General features: G+C 62.4%; 25 protein-coding genes and 2 pseudogenes. 20 read left to right on the top strand and 7 right to left on the bottom strand.

Annotated features, from left to right (window positions below):
* Positions 1-129: 129 nt before the first annotated feature.
* From DEJ54_RS22945 to DEJ54_RS22895, 11 genes and pseudogenes are all read left to right on the top strand, one after another.
* Positions 130-561, top strand: a complete 432-nt coding sequence (locus DEJ54_RS22945; RefSeq protein WP_113157163.1) for a ParB N-terminal domain-containing protein — start codon at positions 130-132, stop codon at positions 559-561.
* On the top strand, positions 558-2,000 hold the full coding sequence (locus DEJ54_RS22940) for a Y4yA family PLP-dependent enzyme (protein WP_113157055.1): 1,443 nt from the start codon (positions 558-560) through the stop codon (positions 1,998-2,000). The genes DEJ54_RS22945 and DEJ54_RS22940 overlap by 4 nt, the downstream gene beginning before the upstream one ends.
* The gene (locus DEJ54_RS22935; RefSeq protein ID WP_113157054.1) at positions 1,933-2,943 is read left to right on the top strand and encodes a cysteine synthase family protein; all 1,011 of its coding nucleotides are present in this window, start codon (positions 1,933-1,935) and stop codon (positions 2,941-2,943) included. Before DEJ54_RS22940 ends, DEJ54_RS22935 begins: the two co-directional genes overlap by 68 nt.
* Positions 2,940-4,079 carry an NAD/NADP octopine/nopaline dehydrogenase family protein gene (locus DEJ54_RS22930; protein WP_113157162.1) on the top strand — a complete coding sequence of 380 codons (1,140 nt, stop codon included), beginning with the start codon at positions 2,940-2,942 and terminating at the stop codon, positions 4,077-4,079. The genes DEJ54_RS22935 and DEJ54_RS22930 overlap by 4 nt, the downstream gene beginning before the upstream one ends.
* Positions 4,079-5,968 (top strand): IucA/IucC family siderophore biosynthesis protein, encoded by a 1,890-nt coding sequence (locus DEJ54_RS22925; protein WP_113157053.1) that lies wholly within the window; start codon positions 4,079-4,081, stop codon positions 5,966-5,968. The genes DEJ54_RS22930 and DEJ54_RS22925 overlap by 1 nt, the downstream gene beginning before the upstream one ends.
* Positions 5,965-7,184 (top strand): annotated as a pseudogene (locus DEJ54_RS22920) (MFS transporter). Before DEJ54_RS22925 ends, DEJ54_RS22920 begins: the two are co-directional and overlap by 4 nt.
* On the top strand, positions 7,177-8,352 hold the full coding sequence (locus tag DEJ54_RS22915; protein WP_113157052.1) for an ABC transporter substrate-binding protein: 1,176 nt from the start codon (positions 7,177-7,179) through the stop codon (positions 8,350-8,352). The pseudogene DEJ54_RS22920 and the gene DEJ54_RS22915 overlap by 8 nt, the downstream one beginning before the upstream one ends.
* On the top strand, positions 8,349-9,416 hold the full coding sequence (locus DEJ54_RS22910; RefSeq protein WP_113157051.1) for an iron ABC transporter permease: 1,068 nt from the start codon (positions 8,349-8,351) through the stop codon (positions 9,414-9,416). Before DEJ54_RS22915 ends, DEJ54_RS22910 begins: the two co-directional genes overlap by 4 nt.
* Positions 9,410-10,162, top strand: a complete 753-nt coding sequence (locus DEJ54_RS22905; protein ID WP_113157050.1) for an ABC transporter ATP-binding protein — start codon at positions 9,410-9,412, stop codon at positions 10,160-10,162. Before DEJ54_RS22910 ends, DEJ54_RS22905 begins: the two co-directional genes overlap by 7 nt.
* Positions 10,163-10,305: 143 nt before the next feature.
* Entirely contained in the window at positions 10,306-10,773 is a 468-nt protein-coding gene (locus DEJ54_RS22900; RefSeq protein ID WP_113157049.1) for a VOC family protein, read from the top strand.
* A gap of 302 nt (positions 10,774-11,075) precedes the next feature.
* On the top strand, positions 11,076-11,315 hold the full coding sequence (locus tag DEJ54_RS22895; protein WP_113157161.1) for a YMGG-like glycine zipper-containing protein: 240 nt from the start codon (positions 11,076-11,078) through the stop codon (positions 11,313-11,315).
* Positions 11,316-11,626: 311 nt separating this feature from the next.
* Here DEJ54_RS22895 and DEJ54_RS22885 read toward each other — a convergent pair whose 3' ends face one another.
* Together DEJ54_RS22885 and DEJ54_RS22880 are read right to left on the bottom strand one after the other, a co-directional pair.
* A complete protein-coding gene (locus tag DEJ54_RS22885) occupies positions 11,627-11,914 on the bottom strand; it encodes a YciI family protein (RefSeq protein ID WP_113157048.1) in 288 nt (95 codons plus the stop codon).
* Positions 11,915-11,920: 6 nt separating this feature from the next.
* Positions 11,921-12,502, bottom strand: coding sequence for a TetR/AcrR family transcriptional regulator (locus DEJ54_RS22880; RefSeq protein ID WP_113157047.1), 582 nt, complete (start codon positions 12,500-12,502; stop codon positions 11,921-11,923).
* A 280-nt stretch (positions 12,503-12,782) separates the two neighbouring features.
* Here DEJ54_RS22880 and DEJ54_RS22875 point away from each other — a divergent pair, with 280 nt between their 5' ends.
* Positions 12,783-13,172: a VOC family protein gene (locus DEJ54_RS22875; protein WP_113157160.1), complete on the top strand. Its 390-nt coding sequence runs from the start codon at positions 12,783-12,785 to the stop codon at positions 13,170-13,172.
* Positions 13,173-13,176: 4 nt separating this feature from the next.
* A complete protein-coding gene (locus tag DEJ54_RS22870) occupies positions 13,177-13,515 on the top strand; it encodes a DUF1801 domain-containing protein (protein ID WP_113157046.1) in 339 nt (112 codons plus the stop codon).
* Here DEJ54_RS22870 and DEJ54_RS22865 read toward each other — a convergent pair.
* From DEJ54_RS22865 to DEJ54_RS22850, 4 genes and pseudogenes are all read right to left on the bottom strand, one after another.
* A complete protein-coding gene (locus DEJ54_RS22865; protein WP_162742450.1) occupies positions 13,477-13,995 on the bottom strand; it encodes an AraC family transcriptional regulator in 519 nt (172 codons plus the stop codon). The two genes, DEJ54_RS22870 and DEJ54_RS22865, sit on opposite strands and share 39 nt — an antisense overlap.
* Positions 13,996-14,284: 289 nt before the next feature.
* Positions 14,285-14,419 (bottom strand): annotated as a pseudogene (locus tag DEJ54_RS22860) (helix-turn-helix domain-containing protein); the annotation flags it as partial.
* A gap of 105 nt (positions 14,420-14,524) precedes the next feature.
* A complete protein-coding gene (locus DEJ54_RS22855) occupies positions 14,525-14,884 on the bottom strand; it encodes a DUF5368 domain-containing protein (RefSeq protein WP_113157044.1) in 360 nt (119 codons plus the stop codon).
* Between the two features lie 12 nt (positions 14,885-14,896).
* Positions 14,897-16,189: an NAD(P)/FAD-dependent oxidoreductase gene (locus DEJ54_RS22850; protein WP_113157043.1), complete on the bottom strand. Its 1,293-nt coding sequence runs from the start codon at positions 16,187-16,189 to the stop codon at positions 14,897-14,899.
* 244 nt (positions 16,190-16,433) lie between these two features.
* Here DEJ54_RS22850 and DEJ54_RS22845 point away from each other — a divergent pair, with 244 nt between their 5' ends.
* From DEJ54_RS22845 to DEJ54_RS22835, 3 genes are all read left to right on the top strand, one after another.
* On the top strand, positions 16,434-16,883 hold the full coding sequence (locus DEJ54_RS22845; protein WP_113157042.1) for a pyridoxamine 5'-phosphate oxidase family protein: 450 nt from the start codon (positions 16,434-16,436) through the stop codon (positions 16,881-16,883).
* A 96-nt stretch (positions 16,884-16,979) separates the two neighbouring features.
* A complete protein-coding gene (locus tag DEJ54_RS22840; protein ID WP_113157041.1) occupies positions 16,980-17,816 on the top strand; it encodes a universal stress protein in 837 nt (278 codons plus the stop codon).
* 71 nt (positions 17,817-17,887) lie between these two features.
* Entirely contained in the window at positions 17,888-18,193 is a 306-nt protein-coding gene (locus DEJ54_RS22835) for an XRE family transcriptional regulator (protein WP_113157040.1), read from the top strand.
* A gap of 9 nt (positions 18,194-18,202) precedes the next feature.
* Here the strand turns inward: DEJ54_RS22835 and DEJ54_RS22830 are convergent, their stop codons facing one another.
* On the bottom strand, positions 18,203-19,111 hold the full coding sequence (locus DEJ54_RS22830) for a LysR substrate-binding domain-containing protein (RefSeq protein WP_113157039.1): 909 nt from the start codon (positions 19,109-19,111) through the stop codon (positions 18,203-18,205).
* A gap of 137 nt (positions 19,112-19,248) precedes the next feature.
* Here DEJ54_RS22830 and DEJ54_RS22825 point away from each other — a divergent pair, with 137 nt between their 5' ends.
* From DEJ54_RS22825 to argE, 4 genes are read left to right on the top strand one after another with little or no spacing between them, the layout of a single operon-like run.
* Positions 19,249-20,226 (top strand): tripartite tricarboxylate transporter substrate binding protein, encoded by a 978-nt coding sequence (locus DEJ54_RS22825; protein ID WP_113157038.1) that lies wholly within the window; start codon positions 19,249-19,251, stop codon positions 20,224-20,226.
* 28 nt (positions 20,227-20,254) lie between these two features.
* Positions 20,255-20,767: a tripartite tricarboxylate transporter TctB family protein gene (locus DEJ54_RS22820; protein ID WP_206546451.1), complete on the top strand. Its 513-nt coding sequence runs from the start codon at positions 20,255-20,257 to the stop codon at positions 20,765-20,767.
* A gap of 25 nt (positions 20,768-20,792) precedes the next feature.
* Positions 20,793-22,286 (top strand): tripartite tricarboxylate transporter permease, encoded by a 1,494-nt coding sequence (locus DEJ54_RS22815; RefSeq protein WP_113157037.1) that lies wholly within the window; start codon positions 20,793-20,795, stop codon positions 22,284-22,286.
* 16 nt (positions 22,287-22,302) lie between these two features.
* Positions 22,303-23,469 (top strand): acetylornithine deacetylase, encoded by a 1,167-nt coding sequence (argE, locus tag DEJ54_RS22810; RefSeq protein ID WP_245447832.1) that lies wholly within the window; start codon positions 22,303-22,305, stop codon positions 23,467-23,469.
* The last annotated feature ends 31 nt before the right edge of the window (positions 23,470-23,500 follow it).

The raw sequence follows: 23,500 nt of genomic DNA, 5'->3' as shown, positions 1-23,500 counted from the left end.
AGCGCCGATCTGCCTGGCAGGCGAGGGGGCGGCGGTCTCAGCCATGGGTTGTGCAGCGCCTCTCATTTAATCTTGACAAAGATACTCATATTAATGATGATTGGGAACGAAAACAGCGGATCACTCGTGATGCAGTATCGTCTCCTTTCGCCAGAAAGCCTGATACCAACCGAAGACGTCGACCCCGACCGGGTTGCCGGGCTTCAGGACGTCATTCTGCGCCACGGCTTCTGGACCGTGCCCATCGCGGTCGAGAGGAACGCCCTGTTCGTGATGGATGGCCATCATCGTCTCGCCGTCGCCCAGCGCCTGCGTCTTGCCGTCGTTCCGGTCGTGTTGCGCGACTATTGCGATGTGAAGGTGGAGAGCTGGCGGCCGGGCATGACGATAACGCCAGCGCGTATCTTCGCGATGGCGCGCAGCGGCCGCAAATTCCCGAGCAAGACCACGCGGCATCTATTCGTAGAGGAACTGCCCGACTGCGCGCTGCCGCTTGGCCATTTGCGTCACCCGGGCATCGCGCCGCGTTTCTTCAGGTCAGCGCCCGAGGCGCGCCCGTGACGTTTCATGGCCACAAGCCCAATGCCGGGCTCTCCCCCGTCTTAAGCCCGGAAATCGCAAGATTTCTGGCCGAAGAAAGCACGCTTCCGATGGAGTGGATCGACCGGCACGGCTCCCCGCTCAACCTGATCTGGCCCGAACAACTGGCAAAGAATCTGGCCGCGATGGAGGCGGTTTTCGCGCAGCGTCGCATCGCCCATGCGGTCTATTATGGCGCCAAGGTCAACAAATCACCGGGCCTGATGGCCACGGCATTGAAAGCCGGTGCCGGGATTGATGTGTCGAGCCTCTATGAGCTTCAGGACGCCCTGCATCTCGGAGCCGATGGGGGAAAGCTCGTGGCAACGGGACCGGCGAAATCCCGGGCGTTTCACGAGGCCCTGATCGATTGTCAGGCCCTGATTTCGGTCGATTCACCGGAAGAACTCGATGATCTGATCGCCCGCCTTCCAGACCGGGAGTGCGTGCAGCCGGTGCTTTTGCGCCTGCAGCCTGCCGGTCATGAAAAGAGCCGTTTCGGCATGCCCGCACCGCGCCTGCGCGCCTGCCTTGCGCGCATTGCCGCCGAAAAGAGACTGCGCTTCGATGGGCTGCATTTTCATATAAGTGGTTATGCCTGGGAGAAGCGCGCAGAAGCGCTGCTTGAGGCCGCTCCGCTGATCGCTGAAGCCCGCGCCATGGGGCTCGCCCCGCGCATGATCGACATTGGCGGCGGATTGCCGGCGCAATATGTCGATCCGCACGCCTATCGCGCGCATTTGCAGGCGCAGAGGCCTGACGATTATCGAACCGGAAGAGTGCCATCCGCGTTCTATCCCTATGGGGGCGCGCTTTCCGCCGCCGACTGGCTGCGCCATCTGCTCGACGCTCCCATGGGTGATGGCCACAGCGTTGCGGATTATCTGAAGCGCGAAGCGCTGACGCTTGGGCTGGAGCCGGGGCGCGCGCTCGCCGATCAGACGGCGCTGACGCTCTTTCGGATTCTGCGGGTCAAGGCGCTCACCGCCGATGACCATGTCATCTTCGTCGAAGGCAGCAGTTTCAGCGCCTGCGAGACGTGGTTTTCGTCCGAATTTCTGGTCGATCCGGTCCTTTTGCCGACGGGTCGCTCCGCACGCTTACTCAGGCCCGTTCGTGCCTACATCGCAGGCCACAGCTGCCTGGATGAAGACGTGCTGTGCAACCGTTGGCTCACCTTTCCGGTTGCTCCACGCGCCGGAGACATTCTGGTCTGCGCCAACACTGGCGGCTACCAGATGGACCTCCTCGAAAACGAATTTCATCGCCACCCGATGCCGGGCCGCCTTTGCGTGGTTCAGGACTCAAATGGGCAGCCAGCTCTTGTTCCTGACACACTGACGAGAGGCGCACATGCTTTGCAGCACCATTGGCCAGTTGATCGGTTATACGCCGGTCATGACGATCCCTGTGCCGAATAGCGACGCTACGCTGGCACTCAAAATCGAGAAGAACAATCCAGGCGGTTCGATGAAAGACCGCATGGCGCGCAGCATGGTCATTGCCGCGCTTGAAGACGGAAGGCTTTCCCCCGGCGGGACGATTGTTGAATCCTCTTCCGGCAATACCGGCATAGGCCTGGCGCTTGCCGCGCAGGAATTCGGCCTGCGCTTTATCGCCGTGGTCGACCACCACGCCGCACCCGACAAGATCCGCACCATGCGGGCGCTCGGCGCGGAGATCCGCTTTGTCGAAGGCGATTTTCGCGAAGACGAGGTTGCGGTGGTGGAGCGGCAGCGGCTTGCCGCACAGCTCGGTGCGCAGCTACCCGGCGCGCTCTTCATGAACCAGTCCGACAATCCGGCGAACCCGGATGGCTATGCCGGCTTTGTCGATGAACTGCTCGTTCAGTTTCCCAGAGGGATCGACGCCTTTGTGGGTTGTGTCGGTACCGGCGGCTCCATGACCGGCATCGCCCGGCGTCTGAAGCGGCACAACCCGCGCATTCGCACGATCGCGGTGGAGCCTGCGGGCTCCATCGTTTTCGGCAAGCCGGGGCATGCCTATTATCAGTCTGGCACGGGAACCCCGGCCGGCGACGAAGTGGGCAAAGTGCTCGATTACACCTGCATCGATGAAGGCGTGCAGGTTACCGACACGCAGGCGTTTGAAACCGCGCGCCATGTCGCCCGCCATCATGGTCTTCTGGTCGGGGGCTCCACGGGCGGAACCATCTACAAGGCGCTGGAATTCATCGCGTCGGGCCATCTTTCGGGCACGGTTGTCACCGTGGTGGCCGATGGCGGCGAGAAATATCTTGGCTCCATCTTCGATGATGACTGGATGCTCAAACGCAACCTGCTGGATCCAGCGATTGGCGAGCAGCTCGAATTCTGGCTCTCCGGCATGGCGTGCGCGGCATGAAGGTCACGATCTGCGGCGCGGGCCGCACCGGACATCTCAACGCAGTGCTTTTCAGGCAGCAGCCGAATGTCAGCGTTTCCGTCTTCACCCGGAACGCCGAACTGGCCGATCTTTGGGCCTCTGGCGAGGGCCAGTGGGAGGCGCACTCCGCTGACGGCGGTGTGCTCTCGGCGCGGCCAGACTATGTGGGCGCGGATGTCGAGCGGGCGCTCTCCCAGACGGATCTCGTCGTGGTGACCCAGCCCGCACAGGCGCGCGCCGGGCTTCTTGAACAGCTTGCGCCACACCTCTCGCAGGAGAGGCGCGTCTTTCTCGGCGCGATCCCCGGCTTTTGCGGGTTCGACTGGCTGGCCGCCGAGATTCTGGCTGGACACGACAATGTCGTGATCTGGGGCATGAAGGATGTGCCCCACACGGCGTTCGACCTGACGCCCGGAAAGCGCGTGCGCATGGGCGGTGCAAAGGCGCTGCTTTATGCAGCGCTTCACCGCCGCGAGGATGACGCCCACGGTGCGGAACTGGCTGGCATGCTTGCCACGCTGTTTGCGGCCCCGGTGACGATGCTGCGCGACTATCTGGAAATCACGCTCACGCCTGGCAATGCGCTCATGCACCCGGCCGTGCTCTATGGCCTGATCGGCCCGGACGGGCCATGGCAGGGCAGAGCGTTCGACGCACCCGTCTGCTGGTGGAGCGATTGTCCGCAAAAGGGCGCGGATCTCCTTGAGGCGTGTGATGCGGAAAATCAGGCGATCCGCCATGCGGCAGAGGCGAAGCTCGGCATCGATCTCAGCAGCGTGAAGCCGCTCCGGCAGGAATTGATCGAAGCCTATGGCGACCAGATCGGGGATGCCCGAAGCCTCTATTCGCTCCTGCGCACGAACCGCGCCTATGCCGGTATCAAAGCCCCCATGACGCCTGATCCGCAGGGGCGGGGGCTGGTGATCGACCGCGAAAGCCGCGCCTTCCACGAGGACATCGGTTTCGGGCAGGCCCTGCTGGTTGAGATGGCGAAACGGCTCGGCGTGGCGGTTCCCAACATCGCGAAAACTTATCGCTGGGCCTGTGATTATCACGGCGGGTTGGCCGAAACCGCGCCAGCCTATGTGCCCCGCAACTGGCCGGAGGCTGCGTGATGGATGACATTCGCCTTTACACCGCCGCCAGTCTCGATGAAGCGCCTTTGCGGGAAAACGCAGTGCAGAACGCACTGCGAAGGCTCATCCGCTGCCTGTTCGCCGAAGGCCTGCTCGATCCGGCGGCCCTGCAATGGGCCGGGGACAGAAATGAGGCGGAACTTCCGCTCTGGCCATCGCGCCGGGTTCTCCATTTCGCTGATCTGCGTCGTGCGCCCGCCGGCACACTGCGCAATTTCGGACCGATTGAGCTTGTGGATGCGGCAGGCGTTCGCGCCCGCATCGAGCATCCCGTCACGCTGGTGCGGGCGATTGCCCCGAGCCTTGCCATGTCGCCCGCGGCCAATGGCATCACACATCTCCTGCGCGACATCGAAAACAGCATGGCAAACGACATTCTGGCGCGTCGCTACCGCGCGGATTGGAGCGCGGGGCTGCGACGCCGGATCGATGATGCGAAGGCCTCCGGCCTCCTTGCCTATCTGCAGGAGACCCTGCCGCCCCATCTGGCGGCGATGTTCCTCGATCAATGGGGCGCGCTTGAAGGGCACCCCTTCTATCCAACGTGGAAGGCGCGCCCGGGCCTCTCGGCAGAAGACGTGGAAGCGTTCTCGCCCGAGTTCGGCGCGCGGGTGCCGGTGCGTATTGCCGCGCTGCGCAGGGACTGGGCCTATGTCGAGAGAATGCCTCATGTGGGCGATTATTCCGACTGGTTCGCGCAGAATTTCCCCGATTGCTGGCGGGACTGGTCGCACCGGTTGGAGGCGTGCGGCCAGGTGGTAACGGAGTGGATACCGCTGCCGATCCATGCCTGGCATCTGACGCATTTCGTGCGCCACGAATTTGCAGACGAGATCGCCCGTGGCGTGCTCGACCCGGAAGGCCCCGACTTGGTGACGCTGCCTTCCATGTCGTTCCGCACCATGCTGCCGGAGACGCATACCCCGCGCCCCTTCATCAAATTGCCGGTCGCGATCTGGATGACAAGCGAGCAGCGCACCCTGCAGGCCAAGTCCATTCATATGGGGCCGCGTCTCAGCGCGATGATCCGCGAGATCCTGATGCGGGAGGGGGAGGTACTGCGTGACAGGCTCGACATTTTCACCGAGGAACTGGGCGCGATCCTCCGCGATCCCGAAACGGGCGATGAGCATCCCGGCCGCTTTCTCTCTGTTGTCTATCGCAACACCGATGTGCTGAAGCTTGCCGACGGTCAGATCGCGGTCGCCGTTGCCGCCCTTCTTGCCGAAAGCCCGCTCGATGGCCGGCCTCTCATCTGCGAGCTGATCGCCCGGGGAGACGAGGGCGGCGAGGGCGATGCGGGGGTGGAAGCCTTCTTCCGCTCCTATGCACGCACCATCATCGAGCCCGTGCTCACCATGTATCTGCTCTATGGCATCGCCTTGGAGGCGCATCAGCAGAACAGCACCATCCTGTTCGATGCGGCGGGCAGACCACGAAAACTCCTGATCCGCGATTTCGGCGATGGCCGCAGCTTCGCACCGCTTTTCGAGGAACGTGGCTTCCGGCTGAAACCCTTTGTGCGGGAGGGCATTCTGCCCACCACGTTCGACGAGGATATCGGCCCGGTGCGGTCCTTCCTCATCGATGCCTGCTTCGTCTGCCATCTGCACGAGATCGCGCTCACCCTCACCGATCACTATGAGCTCCGCGACACAGGCCTGTGGCGCATTCTCAGAGAAGAAGCGGAAAGCGTTTTCGACGCGCTGCGCCCGCGCATGCTGAGCGACGCCTTCTGGCAGCGGGAGCGTGCGGCGTTCCTTGAAGAGCCCTGGCCGACGCGCTCCGTTCTGCGCATGCATCTGGAGCGATACCGCGACTACCGCGCCGAGCACACGCTGCCCAACCCGCTGGCGGAGGCGCAATGACGCTCACGGCAACGGTCATTCGCGGCTTCGGGCCGGTCTTTGTTCTGCTCTTTGCGCTGCAATTCGTTTCCATGGGCGCGATGGAGATGAGCGGGCCGTTCTGGCCGCTGCACATCGAGGCGCTGAGCGCTTCTGAAAACGCCTTCGCCCTTGCCGGCATCGGCGTCTACGTGCTTCCCATGCTCGGCATGTCGCTGACCAGCGCTTTCTGGGGGCGGATGGGTGACCGCTACGGCAACCGGTTGATGATGGTGCGCGCGCTTGCGGGGCTGGCCGTCACGCAATTGCTGGTGGCCTTCGCAACCGATGTGTGGACCATCATGGCCCTGCGTTTTCTGCAGGGGGATGCGCGGGCTATATTGCCCCGGCGCAGGCCTATGGGGTTCAGGTCACCGGGGGCAGGGACCGCACAAGCCTGTTCGCCTGGCTCCAGGTGGCCACCAATGTGGGCTCGCTTGGCGGCGCGTTTCTGGGCGGGCTGATCCTCGATGCCTATCCCTTCGCCGTGATCAACCTCACCGCCGGCGCGGTCTGCGCCCTCTGCGCCCTTGTCGCCTGGCTAAGCCTGCCGACACCGCAGGGCGAAGCGCCCGCCGTGGGCGCGGGCAGGGTGCAGGCGCGGCCGGCCGAAGCGCCTGTCACCGCGCTCTTTGTTTTGATGAGCACGCTCATTGCCAGCCGCATGGTGCTTCAGGTTCCGTTTGCGCTTTACATGACGCAGGTTTTCGGCGCGGCCCACTGGGTTGCCGGTTTCAGCTACGGCCTGCTCGCGCTCGGCTTCGTGCTTGCCGCGCCGCTGTGGGCGCGGTTCCTCGAAGAGCGGCCCAACGCCTTTGTGCTGGGCTGGAGCGTGCTGATCACGACCGCGTGCCTGCTCGTCACGCATCTCGCCGGGGCCACCAGCTCCGTTGCGACATTCACCATGCTCTATTTCCTCTGGGGTGTGCTTCTGGGCGGCACCACGCCCGTTCTTCTGTCACTTGTCTCGGCAGCCACGCCGGGCGACCGGCAGGGGCGGGCGCTTGGCCTCGCGCAAAGCTGGCAGCAGGGCGCATCCGTGATCGGCATCACCGCCGGCGTCATCGCAACGCGGCTCTTGGGACTGGAAGCCGCGTTCCCACTCGTCTCATCCCTCTACGCCCTCTCCACCTGCATCGCGCTCGGCACATGGCTGAGGGAGCGACACTCAAACAAACAGGAGATTTCAAATGACTGAAAGACGAACCCTGCTTGGCTCCATCGCCATGGCAGTTCTGCTGACCCTGACCGTGCCATCAGGGTTGGCTCTTGCCAAAGACAGGCCGGCGGCTCAGGCGCAGGCACCGCTTGTCGTGACCGATATTGCAGGCCGCGAGGTCGCCGTTCAGGCGCCCGTTCAGCGGATCTTGCTGGGCGAGGGCAGACAGCTTTACCTCATTGCATCGCTCGCCCCGGAAAACCCGCTTTCGCGCATTGTCGCCTGGCGCAACGACTTGATCGAGGCGGACCCCGCAACCTATGCGCAGTATCTGATGGCGTTTCCCGAGCTTGCGGACCTCACCACCTTCAAGGGGCAGGAAGACAGCCTGATCGACATTGAGTCCGCCATCATCCAGAAGCCCGATGTGGTTCTGCTCAACCTCGAGGCCATGCGCGCCAATGAGGACGCCGAATATGTCGAAAAGCTCGCCGCGCTCGATATTCCGGTCCTCTATGTGGATTTCCGGCACATGCCGCTCGAAAACACCGATCCGACAATCCGCCTTCTCGGCAAGATCATGGGCCGCGAGGACAGGGCCGAGGAAATCGTCGCCTTTCGGCGCAAGGCAATGGCCGAGGTGACCGATGTCATCGCCGCGCAGAGGCCTGAACGACCGAACGTGTTCATTGAGCGCATCGGCGGCTATTCGGAGGAATGCTGCCTCACATTCGGGCCGGAGAATTTTGGCAAATATGTCGAGCTCGCCGGCGGCCACAATATAGGTAGCGATTTCCTGCCCGCGACCTTCGGCCAGCTCAACCCGGAGCAGGTGATCGTCTCCAATCCGGAGCATGTGGTCGTTACCAGCGCGGACTGGGAAGCCTATGTTCCAGGCGGACGCTGGATACCGGTCGGTCCGGGCGAAGACACCGAAAACGCGCGCGAAAAGCTGGACTGGTACACGACGCGCAATGCCTATGCCGGCACCGAGGCGCAGGAAAAGCAGAATTTCCACGGCATCTGGCACCAGTTCTACAACAGCCCCTATGATTTCGTGGCCGTGCAGCAGATGGCGAAATGGTTCCATCCCGAGCTCTTTGCCGATCTGGACCCGGACGAGACATTTGCGGACTATCACCACCGCTTCCTGCCCGTGGACTATCTGCCGGGCTACGCCGTGAGCCTGTCCGACAATCCGTCATGACCGGCATTCGCAGTGAAACAGCGCCCCTTTCGGGGCGCACCTCCTATCAGGCGCTGACCCTGCGGCGAAAGCTCGTTCTCGCCGCTCTCTCCGTCGCTCTCGTTCTGGCGCTGATCGGTGACATCGCCACAGGGCCGGCAAGCTATGGCCTTTGGGATGTGGCGCGCACGCTGATCGCGCCGGTCGAGGCCGATGCGCAGATGCGGGTTATCGTCTGGTCCATCCGCACGCCGGCCGCCTTAATGGCCATCGTCGTGGGCATGGCGCTCGCCATTGGCGGGGCGCAGATGCAGACCATTTTGAACAACCCGCTGGCGAGCCCCTTCACGCTGGGCATTTCAGCCGGCGCGAGCTTCGGCGCGGCGCTGGCCATCGCCTTCGGTGTCGCCCTCATTCCGGCAGCGGGCGAATATGTGGTTGCGGTCAACGCTTTTGTGGTCGCCATGGCGACGGCCTGTCTCATCCACATGGCGAGCATCAGGCGCGGGGCGTCCATCCAGACCATCGTTCTGTTCGGCATCGCGCTTGTCTTCAGCTTCAACACCGCGCTGGCCATCACCCAGTATTTCGCCAATCAGGAGGCGGTTGCTGCCATCGTGTTCTGGACCATGGGGAGCCTCGCCAAGGCCACATGGCCGAAATTCTTCATGACCGCGCTCGCTGTGGCCATCACGCTGCCGATCTTCCTGCGCCGCCGCTGGCAGCTTTCCGCGCTGCGGCTGGGCGAGGCGAGGGCGGCCAGCTTCGGCATACCGGTGCGCCGCCTGCGGCTTGAAACGCTGATCCTCGTGTCGCTTCTCTCGGCCATTCCGGTGGCCTTTGTGGGCACGATCGGCTTCGTCGGGCTCGTTGGCCCGCATATCGCGCGCATGATGGTGGGCGAGGACCAGCGTTTTCTCCTGCCGGCAAGCGCGCTGACCGGCGCGCTGATCATGTCGCTGAGTTCGATCCTGGCAAAGGTCGCTGTGCCCGGCGTCGTGCTGCCCATCGGCATCGTGACCGCGGCCGTTGGCCTGCCGGTCTTCCTCTATCTGATCCTCAAGAACGGGAGAGAGATATGGTAGTTTTGAGCACGGATCGCCTGGGTGTTCGCTTCGGGTCGCGTGATGTGCTGCGCGACATCACGCTGCCGCCCTGCGACGGCGGCAAGGTGGTTGCCATTGTCGGCCCCAACGCGGCGGGCAAGTCGACCCTCTTCCGCCGCATCGCCGCCCTTCTGCCGGGGCCGGGCTCCTTCAGCATCAGAAATGTGCGCGATCCCGCCCGGGCCATCGCCTACATGCCGCAGGACCAGAGCGGCAGTGCGGTTCTGACCGTCTTCGAGGCCGTTCTTCTGGCCCGCAAGCAGGTGAGCGGCTGGCGGCTGCGAAACGGTGACCTGATGGCGGTCGACCAGACGCTTCAAACGCTTGGCATCGACCATCTCGCCGACGAGGTGTTGTCGGAACTGAGTGGCGGGCAGCGCCAGCTTGTCGGGCTTGCCCAGTGCCTCGTGCGCGATCCGCAGGTGTTGCTTCTGGACGAGCCGACCAGCGCGCTCGACATGAACCGCCAGCTGGAAGCCCTGAGCTGTGTGCGCGGGCTGGCGCGCGAAAAGGACATGCTCGTCCTGATCGCGCTGCACGACCTCAACCTGGCGCTGAAATTCGCCGACGAGGTGGCGATTCTGTCAAACGGAACGCTTCATGCTTTTGGGCCGGCGGCCAATGTGCTGACCCCCGACAACCTCGCGACCAGCTTCCGCGTGCGCGCCCGCGTCGAACCCTGCTCCCGGGGCGAACCGCATCTCATCGTGGATGAGGCGATCTGATGGAGCCATTCGACGTTCAGTCTTGCGCGACCCGCCCGGAAATGCTTCGAACCGGCTGCAATCTTCAACTCTTGTGGCTGAGTGTATCATGGCTTGCCTGATCGGCGCCTGCGCACATCTCGGCCGATTTCGGGAGCGGCAACATGCAGGACCCATTCAGGCGCGCCACGCTGGGGGCGGGCGTCTTCTACCGCGATCCGACCGCCGCGCTGGACTGGCTCGAACGGGCATTCGGTTTTGAGCGTCATACCGTGGTGCGGGACAGGGACGGTGAACTCGTTCACTCCGAAATGCGCATCGGGGATGCCTGTATCATCGTCGATTCCGAATGGTCTTCCCATGTCGCCAGCCCGGCCTCGGTGGGTGCGAAGAACACGCAGGCTCTCTACATCAAGCTCAAGGGCGCGCTCGACGATCATTGCGAGCACGCCCGACAGGCCGGCGCAGAGATTTTGCAGGAGCCGGAAGACCAGATCTACGGCGACCGCACCTATCGCGCACGCGATCCCGAGGGACATGTCTGGACATTCATCCAGCCTGTCCGATCCGTTTCCCGCGAGGAGGTTCAGAACCTGACAGGCTGGTCCATTGAGGGCTGGCACGGGGAGTAGGTGTGTGATGGGAGTAGTGAAGCCAGAGCGATGGCGGAGAGTGAAACGCCGGCGGCTGCATGCTTGTTACGGAGTTGTATAGTTCGTCCCTGAGGAACCGGAAGTTTGTCATGAGCCGGAGAACTCCACGCTAGCATGGTTCCTTACGCGAATTTGCTCACCGTAAATCAACGCGCTGGCGCCTGCCTGCATCCTCTTGAAATCGATGGTGAGACGGAGCCGCTTGTTTGAAGATTGCAACAAGTGTAGCCTTTTGGGGTGCCAATGGGTGGATTTTTGTGAGGTACACGATGGTTCGGAATATGCTTGTCGTTGCAGCAGCCGCCTTTGCCATAGCTGGCTGCACCACCACAGAGCGGGACGTTGGCGTGGGAGCCACAGCAGGTGCTGTTGTCGGCGGATTGGCCGACGGTGGTCGAGGAGCGCTTATTGGCGCCGGCGCAGGGGCGTTGGGCGGGCTTCTCGTTCGAAACCTTCGCAACGGATATTGCGAATATCGCGGTCGCGACGGTCGGATCTACAGGGCCCGGTGCCGTAAGTAGTTCCCGATCCGAATGTGCAGGATTTTCAAGTGGCGGAATTAGACGTCCGACAGGATTTTCTGCCGGACGCGCCGCAATCCCTGAGGCATTGACAATCGTTCGTGCCCAGGGAGTTGAATTGCTCGGCCAGGTGACGGCTCCATCTCTGTCATCCCATTAGCACTGGTGGCTGCCCGAAAGCTGGCGTTCCGAGCGTAGACGGCAACCGGAGAACCCCATTCCTTGTCGTAATAGTCGAGGAACTCCGGCGCCGCACCTGACCAGCTCCAGCGTGGTTCACCATCGGCTCATGTGAAGAGCTTTGGCATCGTTCAGGCTTTCAAGAAGTCAAGCGCGGGTGTTGTCTTCTTGACGTCGACTTCGGTGATCTCGGCAATGACGACATTGTGCTCTACGAACGGATCGGTATTGATGCGCCTCTCGATCTCTTCGCGGCTTTCTCCTGTCGCCAGAATCGCGCCGCCGCCTTCCGGTGTCAGAGAGCCCACACATTGAAAGATGCCGTCGCCGAAACCCTGAGCGATCCATTCGTTGTGGGCCGGCATGAAATCCGAGGCGGCTGATTTGTTTTCGGAGAAGCGGAGATAGATGATGAACACTGTTGTCTAGTCTTTCGTTGAGGTTTGAACGGGAAGTCGGTCAAGCCACGCCTCCAGCGCGGAGACTTCCGCCCTGAGGAATGCCTCATCCTTGAGAGCGGAGACCATCACTGCGATGCCTTGCGAGCGGGCGAGAACATGCAACGCCAGAGCATCGGCACCGTCCTTATGCCCGAGCGCCCTGAACTGATCCGCAAGCCAGTCGCGAAACAGGCCGAAAATCTCTGCGGCGCGCGATTCTGCGATGTGATCCAGCTTGGCCAACTCGGTCGTTAGCGTCCCGACCGGGCATCCGAATGCCATGATCTTGGTCCGATTGGTGATGAGGATGCGGATGAAAGACCGTATTCGGTCTTTCGGTGCGGCATCCGTTTCCCAGGACTCGAGCAGTGTCTGTGTTGCTGCCAGGCGACGGTCAATGACTGCGTCGAGAATATCGTCCTTGGATTTGAAGTGGTGGTAGAAATTGCCGCGGGAGATGCCGACCGCTCCCGCAATGTCCGCAAAGGATGTCGCCTCGAAACCTGCCTCGTAGAAGAGGGCATCGGCCTTTTCTTCGATACGTTTGCGAGTGGCTGATCGTGACATGGAGGCCCCTGAAGAGTCGCTGTAGCCAAGATTAGGACGAGCGTCCTAATTTGTCAAGCGCGAACTCCGAAAGCGGCCGTCGTGCATCGCGCAGCATTCGGTAGCATGGGCTCAGAGCGGTCGCCGGGGCCGTACACCAGCAATCCGAATGGCGGCTGTCACAATGGCGGGTTGGAGCCCGGAGTGCGTGATGCTGCGCAGCCGCTGAATGTCGGCTTTCTTCAAGACCGCCATCCCATCGTGGCCTATCGTTGTGGTCGCATTGTTGGAGACACCTCACATGATCTTTCGCTACACGATTCTCTACGTGGATGACGTCTCGTCGTCGCTCGACTTCTTCGAAAAGGCTTTTGGGTTCGAACGCGGCTTCCTTCACGAAAGCGGCGATTACGGCGAGCTGCTAACAGGGGAAACCAAACTGGCTTTCTCCTCAAGAACCCTCATGCGTCAGTTGGACAAGGACCCGGCGCTGCCGAGACCGGACGCACCGACGTTCGAGATAGCATTCGAGACGGAGGATGTGGCTGGCACCCTGCAAAGGGCGCTCGACGCGGGGGCCACGCTCATTCAGGACGCGCGCGATGAACCATGGGGGCAGACAACGTCATACGTGGCGGACCCGAATGGGTATCTGATCGAAATCTGCACAGCAGTACAGTTGCCGGGTTGAGGCCATGATGGAGGAGTCAGAGAAAGCCAAAATTGTCGCTCAGTTGAAAGCTGTTGTCGCAACGGTCGAGCCGGAGGCGGCCTTTGTCGCGAAATATGGGGGAACCATGGTCGAGAGCGTTCCCGGGCAGCCCAAATCGCAGTTCTGCGGGATTTTCGCCTACAAGGACCACGTTTCCCTAGAGTTCACCAACGGCGCGCAGCTGGCTGATCCGGAAAAGGTGCTAGAAGGCGGCGGAAAGCACCGGCGTCACATCAAGCTCGCCAGCCTCGCCGACATCGTGGACAAGCGATGCGGGCATTTCCTACGTCAGGCCCGCGATCTCCAAGCCGATTTCCAATGACCAGTTGCCAAGCCCGGGTTGCGCCAGATCGGCAATCGCAGCAGGGTTCCGGTGGAGTTGGACGGGCGTCCAGCCGAACCACCGCACGAACTCTCGCGTCATGTGGGCCTGGTCGCTATAGCCGTAGTGCGCCGCGATCTCGGCAAGCGGGACGCGACATGGTAGGGCCTGAACCGCCCGCCGGGCCCGACCCAGCTGACGCCAGAAGGCCGGGGTTGGAAGCGACAGGTGCCTGAACCGACGTTGCAGGGTTCTTTCCGATACGCCCTGTTGCCGGGCCAGGCGATGAACGCTGTTGCCCGGCAAGCAAAGGGCATCGATGATTTCCGAAATCTCTTGGTCATGCCGCGTGAGGGCTTCGATCTCTGTATCAAGGTTCGACACGTCACGGTCCGCGATCTCGAATTCGGCAAGGTCTAGCGTGGTGCCAGGCCGCAGCCGATATCCAGTCAGGCAGGTTCCTGCGTCGAGCCTGACCAACCTTGGCGCGAAGTCCCAGTCAGTGACTTGAAGAACCTCGCTTCCCGCCCTGCCGCAGGACAAGACAAGCAGATCGACACAACCATCTGGAAGAACCACCGAGACTTCGTTGGCCCCGACTGCGTAGGTCCAGCGATGAACGCAGGGGGAGGTAGCTTGGGTCAATGCGGGCATGACAGTCAAAGTAAACGAATAGCTGCCGCTGATCCAGAGCGAAGCAACGGCTGGCTCGTCCGCATGACAGTCATTGGGGGCTGCTGGCAGGTGGCTTTGTCACGAATGCCCGCTATTTGACCTCGCGGAAAATCGTTGAACGATGCCGGTCGAGTTTCGCGGCGTTGTGGTCAACGCTAATGTCGGCCATCCGCCAGCGGGCAATCTTGCGGCGTTCATCCACGCCAATCTGTGAGTAGGTGCGTTTCATGGGGGGGCGAGAGATAAGTCATTGTTATCTCTCGCAAGTCGCACTTCAAACTTGAACCCACCCAGCTATATCAAATGATCGCATAACATACATTATGGAACCGATCTAACCCTCCGAGCGCTCCGGCGGTGCGATGAGTGAACCGGCGGTGTAGACGAGGATCGAAAGTCCCACCGCGCCCAGCGCCGCGATGCCGAGGAAGATGATGACGTCTATCGGCCCGCCGAGATCCGACAGGCTGGATTTCGTCACCCACAGCACCAGCGCCACCGCCGCCACCGCGCCGAACGGCATGGAAAGCTGCGCCCACAGGAACTTCTTCATGGAAACCGAGCGGTCGCGGATCAGCACATAGATATAGGCCAGCGTGATCACCACGGCCGCCACAACCAGAAACCAGAACAGACCGCGTCCGAACATTTCTTCGAACACCGCGATCATCGTGCCAAATGTAAGGTCTTTCATGATCCTGTCCTCTCAGGCTTCGCCGCGCAGCATCGCGTTGTAGGTCGGCTTGAGCGCCAGCTCCTTCATCAGCCAGCTGATCCATAATTCTTCCAGCGGCGCGATGATGCCCGGGAAGGATGGAACGAGATTGTTCTGATAGTCGAACTCGACCAGCATCGCCCGGCCCACGCGGGTGATCATCGGGCATGAGGTGTAACCATTGTAGCTTGCCGTACCTTCGTTCCCCGCAATGGCCGCGACCAGATGATCCTCGACCACCGGCACCTGCCATTTCACGCTGGCTGCGGTCTTGCCCTTGGGCACGCCGGCCACATCGCCCAGCGCGAAAACATCGGGATAGCGCAGGTGGCGCAGCGTCTGCATGTCCACCTCGACCCAGCCCTGATCGGTCCATTTGTCCGCCCAGGAAAGGCCCGACTGGCGCACCACATCGGGCGCGCGCTGCGGCGGGATCACGTGGAGATAGTCGTAACCAAGCTCCTTCTCGCCCTCCGGCGTGTCGAAGGTGGCGATCCGGCGGCCGGCGTCCACACGCTTCAGCACATGCGAGAGCGCCGGCGCGATGCCGCGATCCTGAAACAGCATGCGCACCTTCTCGGCCACGATGGGCACACCGAATAGCGCCTGCGAATTGTTGGCGTAGATGATCTCCGTCTTGCCGGCATTGCCGTTGGTTCTGGCAATGTCGTCGATGAGGAAGGTGTGCTTGAGCGGCGCGCCCGCGCATTTCATTTCGGTGGCGGGCCGTGTGAACACGCCGACACCGCCCTCCTCGGTGAATTTCGAAGCCGCAGCCCAGGTCCGCGCGGCATGGTCCGGTCCCGCATAAAGCGCGCCGATGCCGTTTTTGCCGACCATGTCGAGCGAGAACCCCTCGATGGCGTCGTGATCCAGAACCAGGCCCGGTGCCACAACGAGGAAATCATAGCGGACCGTCTGGCCGCCGCTGGTCGTGACCGTGCGGGCTTCCGGGTCGATTTCCGTGGCGGCCTCGGCAATCCAGTCGATGCCGTCCGGCAGCCAGTGCGCCGTCGAGGAGACGACGTAATCTGCCGGTTTCAGCCCGGCTGCAACGAGGGAGAGCCCCGGCTGATAAAGATGCCGCTCGCTTGGATCGACGATGGTGATCTTCGCGCCATCGAGCCTGCGCACCAGGCGGTTGGCAAGCGATGTGCCAGCGGCCCCTGCCCCGATGATCACGATGGAAGCGGATGTTTTCACGGTCTGGGCCGGCGCGGTGTGGGCGGATGCGCCAAGAAGGGCGCCGGCGGCGGAAAGAGTGATGAACTGGCGTCTGTTCAAGGTCAGAGCCTCCCTGCTTGTCGTGGCCTGCGGGATACTTCATCCGGAGCCACATTCATTATGATGGATAAGACAATAGACGGCTATTTTCCTTGATTAAGATCAAGCGGGGTGATGCAATACTGTCGACGCGCAGATCTCGCATCCTGTCGACAGGAATGGAATGCCCTTGATCTGCATCAACGACTTTCAGTCGGTTTCGGCTGAAGGTCAGAGGTAATGGCAGCAGCAGGAAACAGGCTCGATGATCATTCGCTCCCTGACAGAAGAAGAATGCGTCGCGGTGCTGGATCGCAACCGGCTCGGCCGGCTTGCCTGCGCCCGGGATGGCGAGCCCTATCTGGCGACGATCCACTATGTGCATGCGCAGGGCAGCCTTTATGCCTTCTCGCTTCCCGGTCGCAAGATCGATTTCATGCGCGCCAATCCGCGTGTTTCGATGCTGATTGAGGAGAAGGACGAGAAGGGCTGGCGCAGCGTGGTCGTCAATGGCCGTTTCGAGGAACTGCCAAACGAGATCGGCCACAAGAAGCAGCGTGAGCAGGCGTGGCAATTGCTGAGCCAGCACGAAAACTGGTGGCTGCCTGGCGGCCTGAAGCCGGTTCTTCCCGTCACGACGAAACAGCCGCACCTGTTCTTCCGCATTGCGGTCGAGGAAATGTCGGGCCGGCTGGCCGACCGTGAGGCGGAATAGAGCCATGGCGCAGCCTTCCGCCTTGATCCAGAACAAGGCGGAAGGGCCGGACAGGGACCATACTTGATTGCATTCAACGGTTTTGGGAGAGCGACGATGTCTTACAAGACAATACTCTGTGTGATCTCTGCCAGTCAGGGCGACAATGACCTGAAGCAGGCGCTGACGCTTTGCGAGCAGAACGAGTCTCATCTGGCCGTTCAGGTGCTCGGCATCGCCGCTCCACCGCCGGTTGGCACCTATGCCGCCACCGTTTCGGAAACCTGGGCCGTCGAGCGCCAGGCTGATATCGAGCGCCTCAGCCAGCGGGTGAAAGAGGTCAATGATATCATCGCCAGGGCGCAGGTTTCGGCGGATGTCGACAGTGTTTTCGTGGAGCGGACCGTGGTGGACGATGTGGTCGGCCGCCGGGCGCGCTATGCGGATCTCGCCGTCATTGGAGCGGATCTCAGAAACAACGAGGATCTGCGCGGCCCGGTGCTGAACGGCCTGTTCTTCCATGCCCAGATTCCAGCCATGATCTTCCCGGACGACAGGCCCATGGCGCTCGTCGCGAGCAACATCATGATTGCCTGGGATTGCCGTCTGGAGGCCTCGCGGGCCGTGCATGAGGCAAGGCCCCTGCTCGCGGCTGCCGGCAATGTCCATGTGGTGATGATCGACCCCGAGGCCGGCGAGCGCGCGGATGGCGAAGAACCGGGCGCGGATCTCGCGACTTATCTGGCCCGCCTGGGTGCGAAAGTGACCGTGGAGCGCGTCACCAGCTCCGGCCGCAGTGTTGCCGAAACGCTTCAGCGGCGCGCGCAGGACATGCAGGCCGATCTTGTGGTCATGGGCGCTTACGGGCATTCGCGGCTGCGCGAACGCATTTTCGGCGGCGTCACGCGGTCGATGATCGAAGAACCGGCAGTGCCGGTCTTCATGGCGCGCTGAGCGCGGGGCACGCTGAATGGGGGCACGCTGAACGAGAGGCGCGCCAAACCGACGAAAGGGAAACGTCTGCAATGTCGATCACACCCGAACAGTGCCGCGCGGCGCGGGCCATGACCCGCGTTTCCAGAGAGGTGCTGGCCAATGCCGCGAATGTGCCGATCTTCGTGATCGAGCAATATGAGCAGATGCTGTCGGAACCGGATGATGCGCAGCTTGAAAGCATCGAGACGGCGCTTGAGACGCTTGGCGCGGAATTCATCGATGAAGACAGATATGGCGGCGCAGGTGTGCGCCTTCGGTTCGATGCGACCCTTTCCAGAAGCATGTCCGACTGGGAAAGCGAAGGCGGCCGCGCCGCCGACAATGACGTGCCCTGAGGGCCTGCCTTAGGAGAGAACGCCCTGCTCGCGCAGCATGCCGATCTCGGCGCGGATCGTGTCGATGAAGGCGTTTTCGATCCGGCTCAGCGGGCGGTCTTCGTGATGGAAGATCGCCATTTCCCATGGGATGGAGGGCTTTAGCGGCCGCTCGATCACATCGTCGCCCGAAGGCAGAAGACTGCTGAACGGATCGACGATGGCAATGCCGACGCCACGCCGCACGAGGCCGTGCACCGCGCGCAGGGTGCGCGCCTCCGCCGCGATCTGGCGCTGCGCGCCGGCGGTCTGCATCATGTAGTCGACGCGGGTGCGCAGCGGGCTGCCGATGGCCAGCTCCACAAACACTTCGCGCCGCAAATCTTCAATCTGCACCACATCCCTGCCCGCCAGCCTGTGCCCCTTCGGGATCAGGCAGCGCGCCTCGCAGGCCCCCAGGTTAATGAGGCTCGCGCCATAGGGGCTCGCATCCAGCGTGATGCCGACGCCCAGATCGCAGCTTCCCTCGTTGAACATGCGCAGAAGCTCTTCAAGGCCCGTATCGACGATCTTCACCGCAACGTCCGGGTGCGTCTGCTTGAAGCGCGCGACGACGTCCAGCAGGAACGTGTCCACATAGATCGGCTGTGCAGCCACCACGATGCGCCCCACCTGCCGGTTGGCGATGGCGCGCGCTTCGCGCTCCAGCTCCTGAAACGCCGTCAGCGAACGCGAGACATTGGTGTGGAACAGGATCGCCTCATGGGTCGGCATGAGCTGGTTGCGTTTGCGCACGAACAGGGGAAAGCCAATCGTCTCCTCCAACTGGCCGAGAAGGCGGCTCACCATGGGCTGGCTGATCTTCAGCGCCGCAGCCGCGCGCGTCGCGGAACCATGGCTCATGAAGGCGTCGAACGCCTCGAGCTGTTTCAGGTTCATCTGCGCATCCTCAATAGTCACTATTAATAATAGTAATACTAACAGGCATAATTTGCGAAATAAAGCATACTGTGCAAAAAAAGCGTGCGCTCGGTTCATCCGGGCGAATGGCTTCACTCTCCCAGGGAGGACCCTGCATGAAATCTGTACTGAAAAACATTGTGGCTGCTGCCGCTCTCGTTCTCGCAGCCGGCACGGCGCACGCGGGCGATTATCCGGAAAAGGCCGTGACCATCGTTGCGCCTTATGGCGCAGGCGGCGCTTCGGACATGGCGGCGCGCGCATTGGCCGAGACCGCTCGTGACTATCTCGGCGACCAGCCGGTTGTCGTGGTCAACAAGCCGGGCAATGGCGGCATGATCGGCGCTCGTTTCGTTTCCGAGATCGAGCCGGACGGTTACACGCTTCTTCTCGCCCGCGTTGGCATGGCGCTCTACCCGGCGGTTCAGGAAAGCTCCCCGGTCGGCTGGGATGGCTACACCTTCCTCGGTTCGCTCGAAGCAACCCCGATGATCCTCGCCGTGGCGGAAAACTCCCCCTACAAGTCGGCTGAAGAGCTCATCGCGGCGATGAAGGCCGAGCCGGGCGCCCTCACCTATGGCGCATCCGGCGCGACCGCCATTGACGGCTTCACCGTTCAGGCGCTGCTGGCCGACAATGAACTCGACCCGCTGACGGCAGCGACCCTCGTGCCCTACAAGGGCGGCGGCGCTCTCGCGACCGCGCTTCTGGGCGGCCATGTGGATTTCCTCGCCATCGCGGCCGGTTCGCTGATGCCGCACATCGAGTCTGGCAAGATGCGCGCTCTGATGGTCTACGCACCGTCGCGCATGGACACGCTGCCTGACGTCCCGACTGCAGCCGAGCTCGGCTTCGACAAGGCTGGCCAGATCACCGGCTGGAGCGCACTCTACGGCCCGAAGGATCTGCCGGAAGAGGTCGTGACCCGCTGGCAGGAAACCCTCAACAAGGTTGGCGAGGACGAGACCTGGCTTGAGCTGGCCAAGCGCCGCGGCTCCATCTCCACGGCTGGCAAGGAAGACATGCCTGCCTATGCCAAGTCGCAGTACGAGCTGTTCAACGGGCTCGCCCGCGAGTTCGGCTACATTCAGTAAGCCAACTTAAGAACCAGGAGGACGCGGCATGCTGAACAAGGGAATGCTCCGGGGCTTTTTGATCGCCCTCTTCTTCGGCGTGGTGCTTTTCGCACTGATCCCGATCCACGTGCCGCGTCCTTCCTTCATTCCAGGCTTCGCGCCCCCGCCCGACATGTGGCCGCGCACCGTCTCCATTCTGGGCCTCGCGCTCGGCATTCTGGCGATGGTGCTTGTGGCTCTCAGCGGCGGGCGCGCAGCTCCGGAAGAGGCGGAATATTCGCCTGCCTCGCCTGCGGAATGGCGCAACCGGCTGATCCGGCTCGCGCTGGCGCTCGCCGCATTTGCAGGCTTCGTCTTTCTTGCGCCGCGCCTCGGTTTTCTGCCGTCATCGATGCTGCTGGCGCTCGCTGCCTTCATTCTCGCCGGAGCTTCGTCGCGCTGGGTCGCAGTGCTTGCGCTGGCCGTCCTGCTGCCGCTCGGCCTGCAGCTCTTCTTCGGTAATGTAACGCACACGCCCTTCCCTCAGGGGAGCTGGGGCATCTTCCCCACCTTCAACTGAGAACGCCACCAGGACCGCTCAACACATGTGGAACGATCTTCTTTTCGCATTCGAATCCGTCGCCACGCTGGCCAATGTGCTGGCCATGGGCGCGGGCATCCTGGCCGGTGTAATCATCGGCGCCATTCCGGGCATGACCGGCACCATGGCGGTGACGCTCGCCCTGCCCTTCACCTTCTATCTGTCGCCCGTCACCAGCATTCTTTTGCTCGTTGCGCTCTACAAGGGCAGCACCTATGGCGCGTCGATCTCGGCGATCCTCATCAAGACGCCGGGCACGGCGTCCGCCGCCTGTACGGTGCTTGATGGCTGGCCGCTCGCCCAGAAGGGCAAGGCCGGCAAGGCGCTCAACATGGCGCTCATCTCGTCCTGTATCGGCGATTTCCTGTCCAACATTTCGCTGATCTTCCTCGCGGCCCCGCTGGCGCTTCTGGCGCTGCGCGTTGGTCCGCCGGAATATTTCATGCTGATGGCCTTCGCGCTGACCATGGTCGCCTCCATTTCCGGCGGCTCGCTGCTGCTCGGCGTCGTGTCGGCCTGTTTCGGTCTGCTTCTGGCAACCGTCGGCGAGGACATGTACGGCTCGTTCCGCTTCGCCATGACCGAGGACATGAAGGGTGGCCTTTCCGTGGCACCCGTTCTGATCGGTCTGTTCGCCCTGCCCGAGCTTCTGCGTCTCATCGTTTTCCGCGAGGAAAACCATGGCCAGGCCATGAAACTTGGCGACAACCGGCTGACGCTGGCGGAATTCCGCGGCTCCGTGAAATCCATCATCCGCGGCAGCTTCATCGGTGTGATTCTGGGCGCCATTCCGGGCATCGGGCCGTCGGCCGCCGCCTTCTTTTCCTATGGTGAGGCGCGTCGCTCCTCCCCCAACAGCGAGAATTTCGGCAAGGGCGAGCTGGAGGGCATCGCGGCTTCTGAATCGGCCAACAATGGCTGCTGCGGCGCGACCATGATCCCGCTTCTGGCGCTCGGCGTTCCCGGCGACGTGATCACCGGCGTCATGCTCGGCGCGTTCATGATCCAGGGCCTCACGCCCGGCCCGCTTCTGTTCCAGAACAATCTGAACGAGGTCTACATGCTGTTCATCGGCATGATGTTCTCCTCGGTCCTGCTGTTCGGTGCGGGCAAGCTGACGGTGCGCTTCTTCTCGCACATCGCGTCGATCCCGCAGGTGCTTCTGACGCCTGTGGTCCTGATGCTGTGCGTCTATGGCATCTATTCGATTTCCAGCAACATGTTCGACGTCACCGTCCTGCTCATCATGGGCGTGGTCGGCTTCATCATGCTGCTTTTGAACATCCCCCCGGCGCCGTTCCTGATCGCCTTCATTCTGGGGCCGATGTTCGAGGACAATCTGCGCCGCGCGCTGGCCATTTCGCGCGGTGACCCGTCCGTCTTCTTCCAGTCCGCCATTTCCTGGATTTTCGCAGGTCTGATCGTGTTCTTCGTCGGCCTGACGATCCGCCGGGAGTGGCAAAAATACCGAGAGAACCGTGCTGCACAGAATGCCTGAGGCCGAAAAGTCCACCATGTCACTGCTTGAGAATGCCAAGAGCCACCTGAAGGATCTGGTCGCCTTCGATACGACGAGCCGCTACACGAACCGGCCGCTCATCGACCACATGGCGGCGTTCCTGCGGGAATACGGCATCGAGCCGGTCATTTTGCTGGACGAGACGGGCGAGAAGGCAAACTTGATCGCCCGCATCGGCCCTGCCGACGTTCCCGGCGTCGTGCTGTCCGGCCACACCGATGTGGTGCCGGCGCTGGAAAAGGGCTGGACTTCCGGTCCGTTCGACCTGACCGAGCGCGACGGAAAGCTCTATGGCCGCGGAAGCTGCGACATGAAGGGCTTTGCCGCCTGTGTCATGGCGATGGTGCCGCAGCTTGCAGCCGCGAAGCTGGAAAGGCCGGTCTGGCTCTGCTTCTCGCATGACGAGGAAGTGGGCTGCCTCGGTGCGCCGGCCATCGCCGAATGGCTGGCCGCGCTCGACGTGCCGCCCATGCTGGCGATCATCGGCGAGCCGACCGACATGACGCTGGTGACCGGCCAGAAGGGCAAGATCGCCATGCGCTGCCATGTGCATGGCACGTCCGGCCACTCCTCCTTCGCGCCTGATCACGTCAACGCCATCGACTATGCGGCGCGCATCGTTTCGATGATCGCCGAACGCGGCGAGCAGATCGGCGAGGAAGGCCCCTTCGACCGCGACTTCACGGTGCCGCATTCGACCATGCTGGCGACCATGATTTCCGGCGGTGTCGCGACCAATGTGACGCCGGATCTGTGCAGCTTCACCTTCGAGATCCGCAGCCTGCCGACCCATGATGCGCGGGCCGAACTGGAATCTCTGAAAAAGCGCGCAAACGAAGAAATTTTGCCGAAAATGCAGGCGAAATGCGCCGAAACCGGCATCGAATGGGAAGAAATTTTCGCCTATCCGGCGATGGGCGACAGCACGTCGACCGACGGCTTCGCCTTCTTCCGCGACATCATGCCGGAATGGTCCGGCAAGGTGTCCTACGGTTCGGAAGGCGGTGTGTTCGAGACCATCGGCGGCATCCCTTCGGTGATTGTCGGCCCCGGCTCGATCCGCCAGGCGCATAAGCCGGATGAGTTCGTTGCCATCGAGCAGCTGGACCTTTGCCTCGATTTCCTGGGCAAGGTCGCCCGGAAGGTCACCGAACCGGCCTGACCTAAGCTTTCCGGCCCGGCCGCTCATCGCG

It is taken from the genome of Nitratireductor sp. OM-1 (assembly GCF_003296175.1).
Classification (GTDB): domain Bacteria; phylum Pseudomonadota; class Alphaproteobacteria; order Rhizobiales; family Rhizobiaceae; genus Nitratireductor; species Nitratireductor aquimarinus.
Note: the sequence above shows the minus strand (reverse complement) of the source record. Positions and strands in the feature narration are given on the sequence as shown.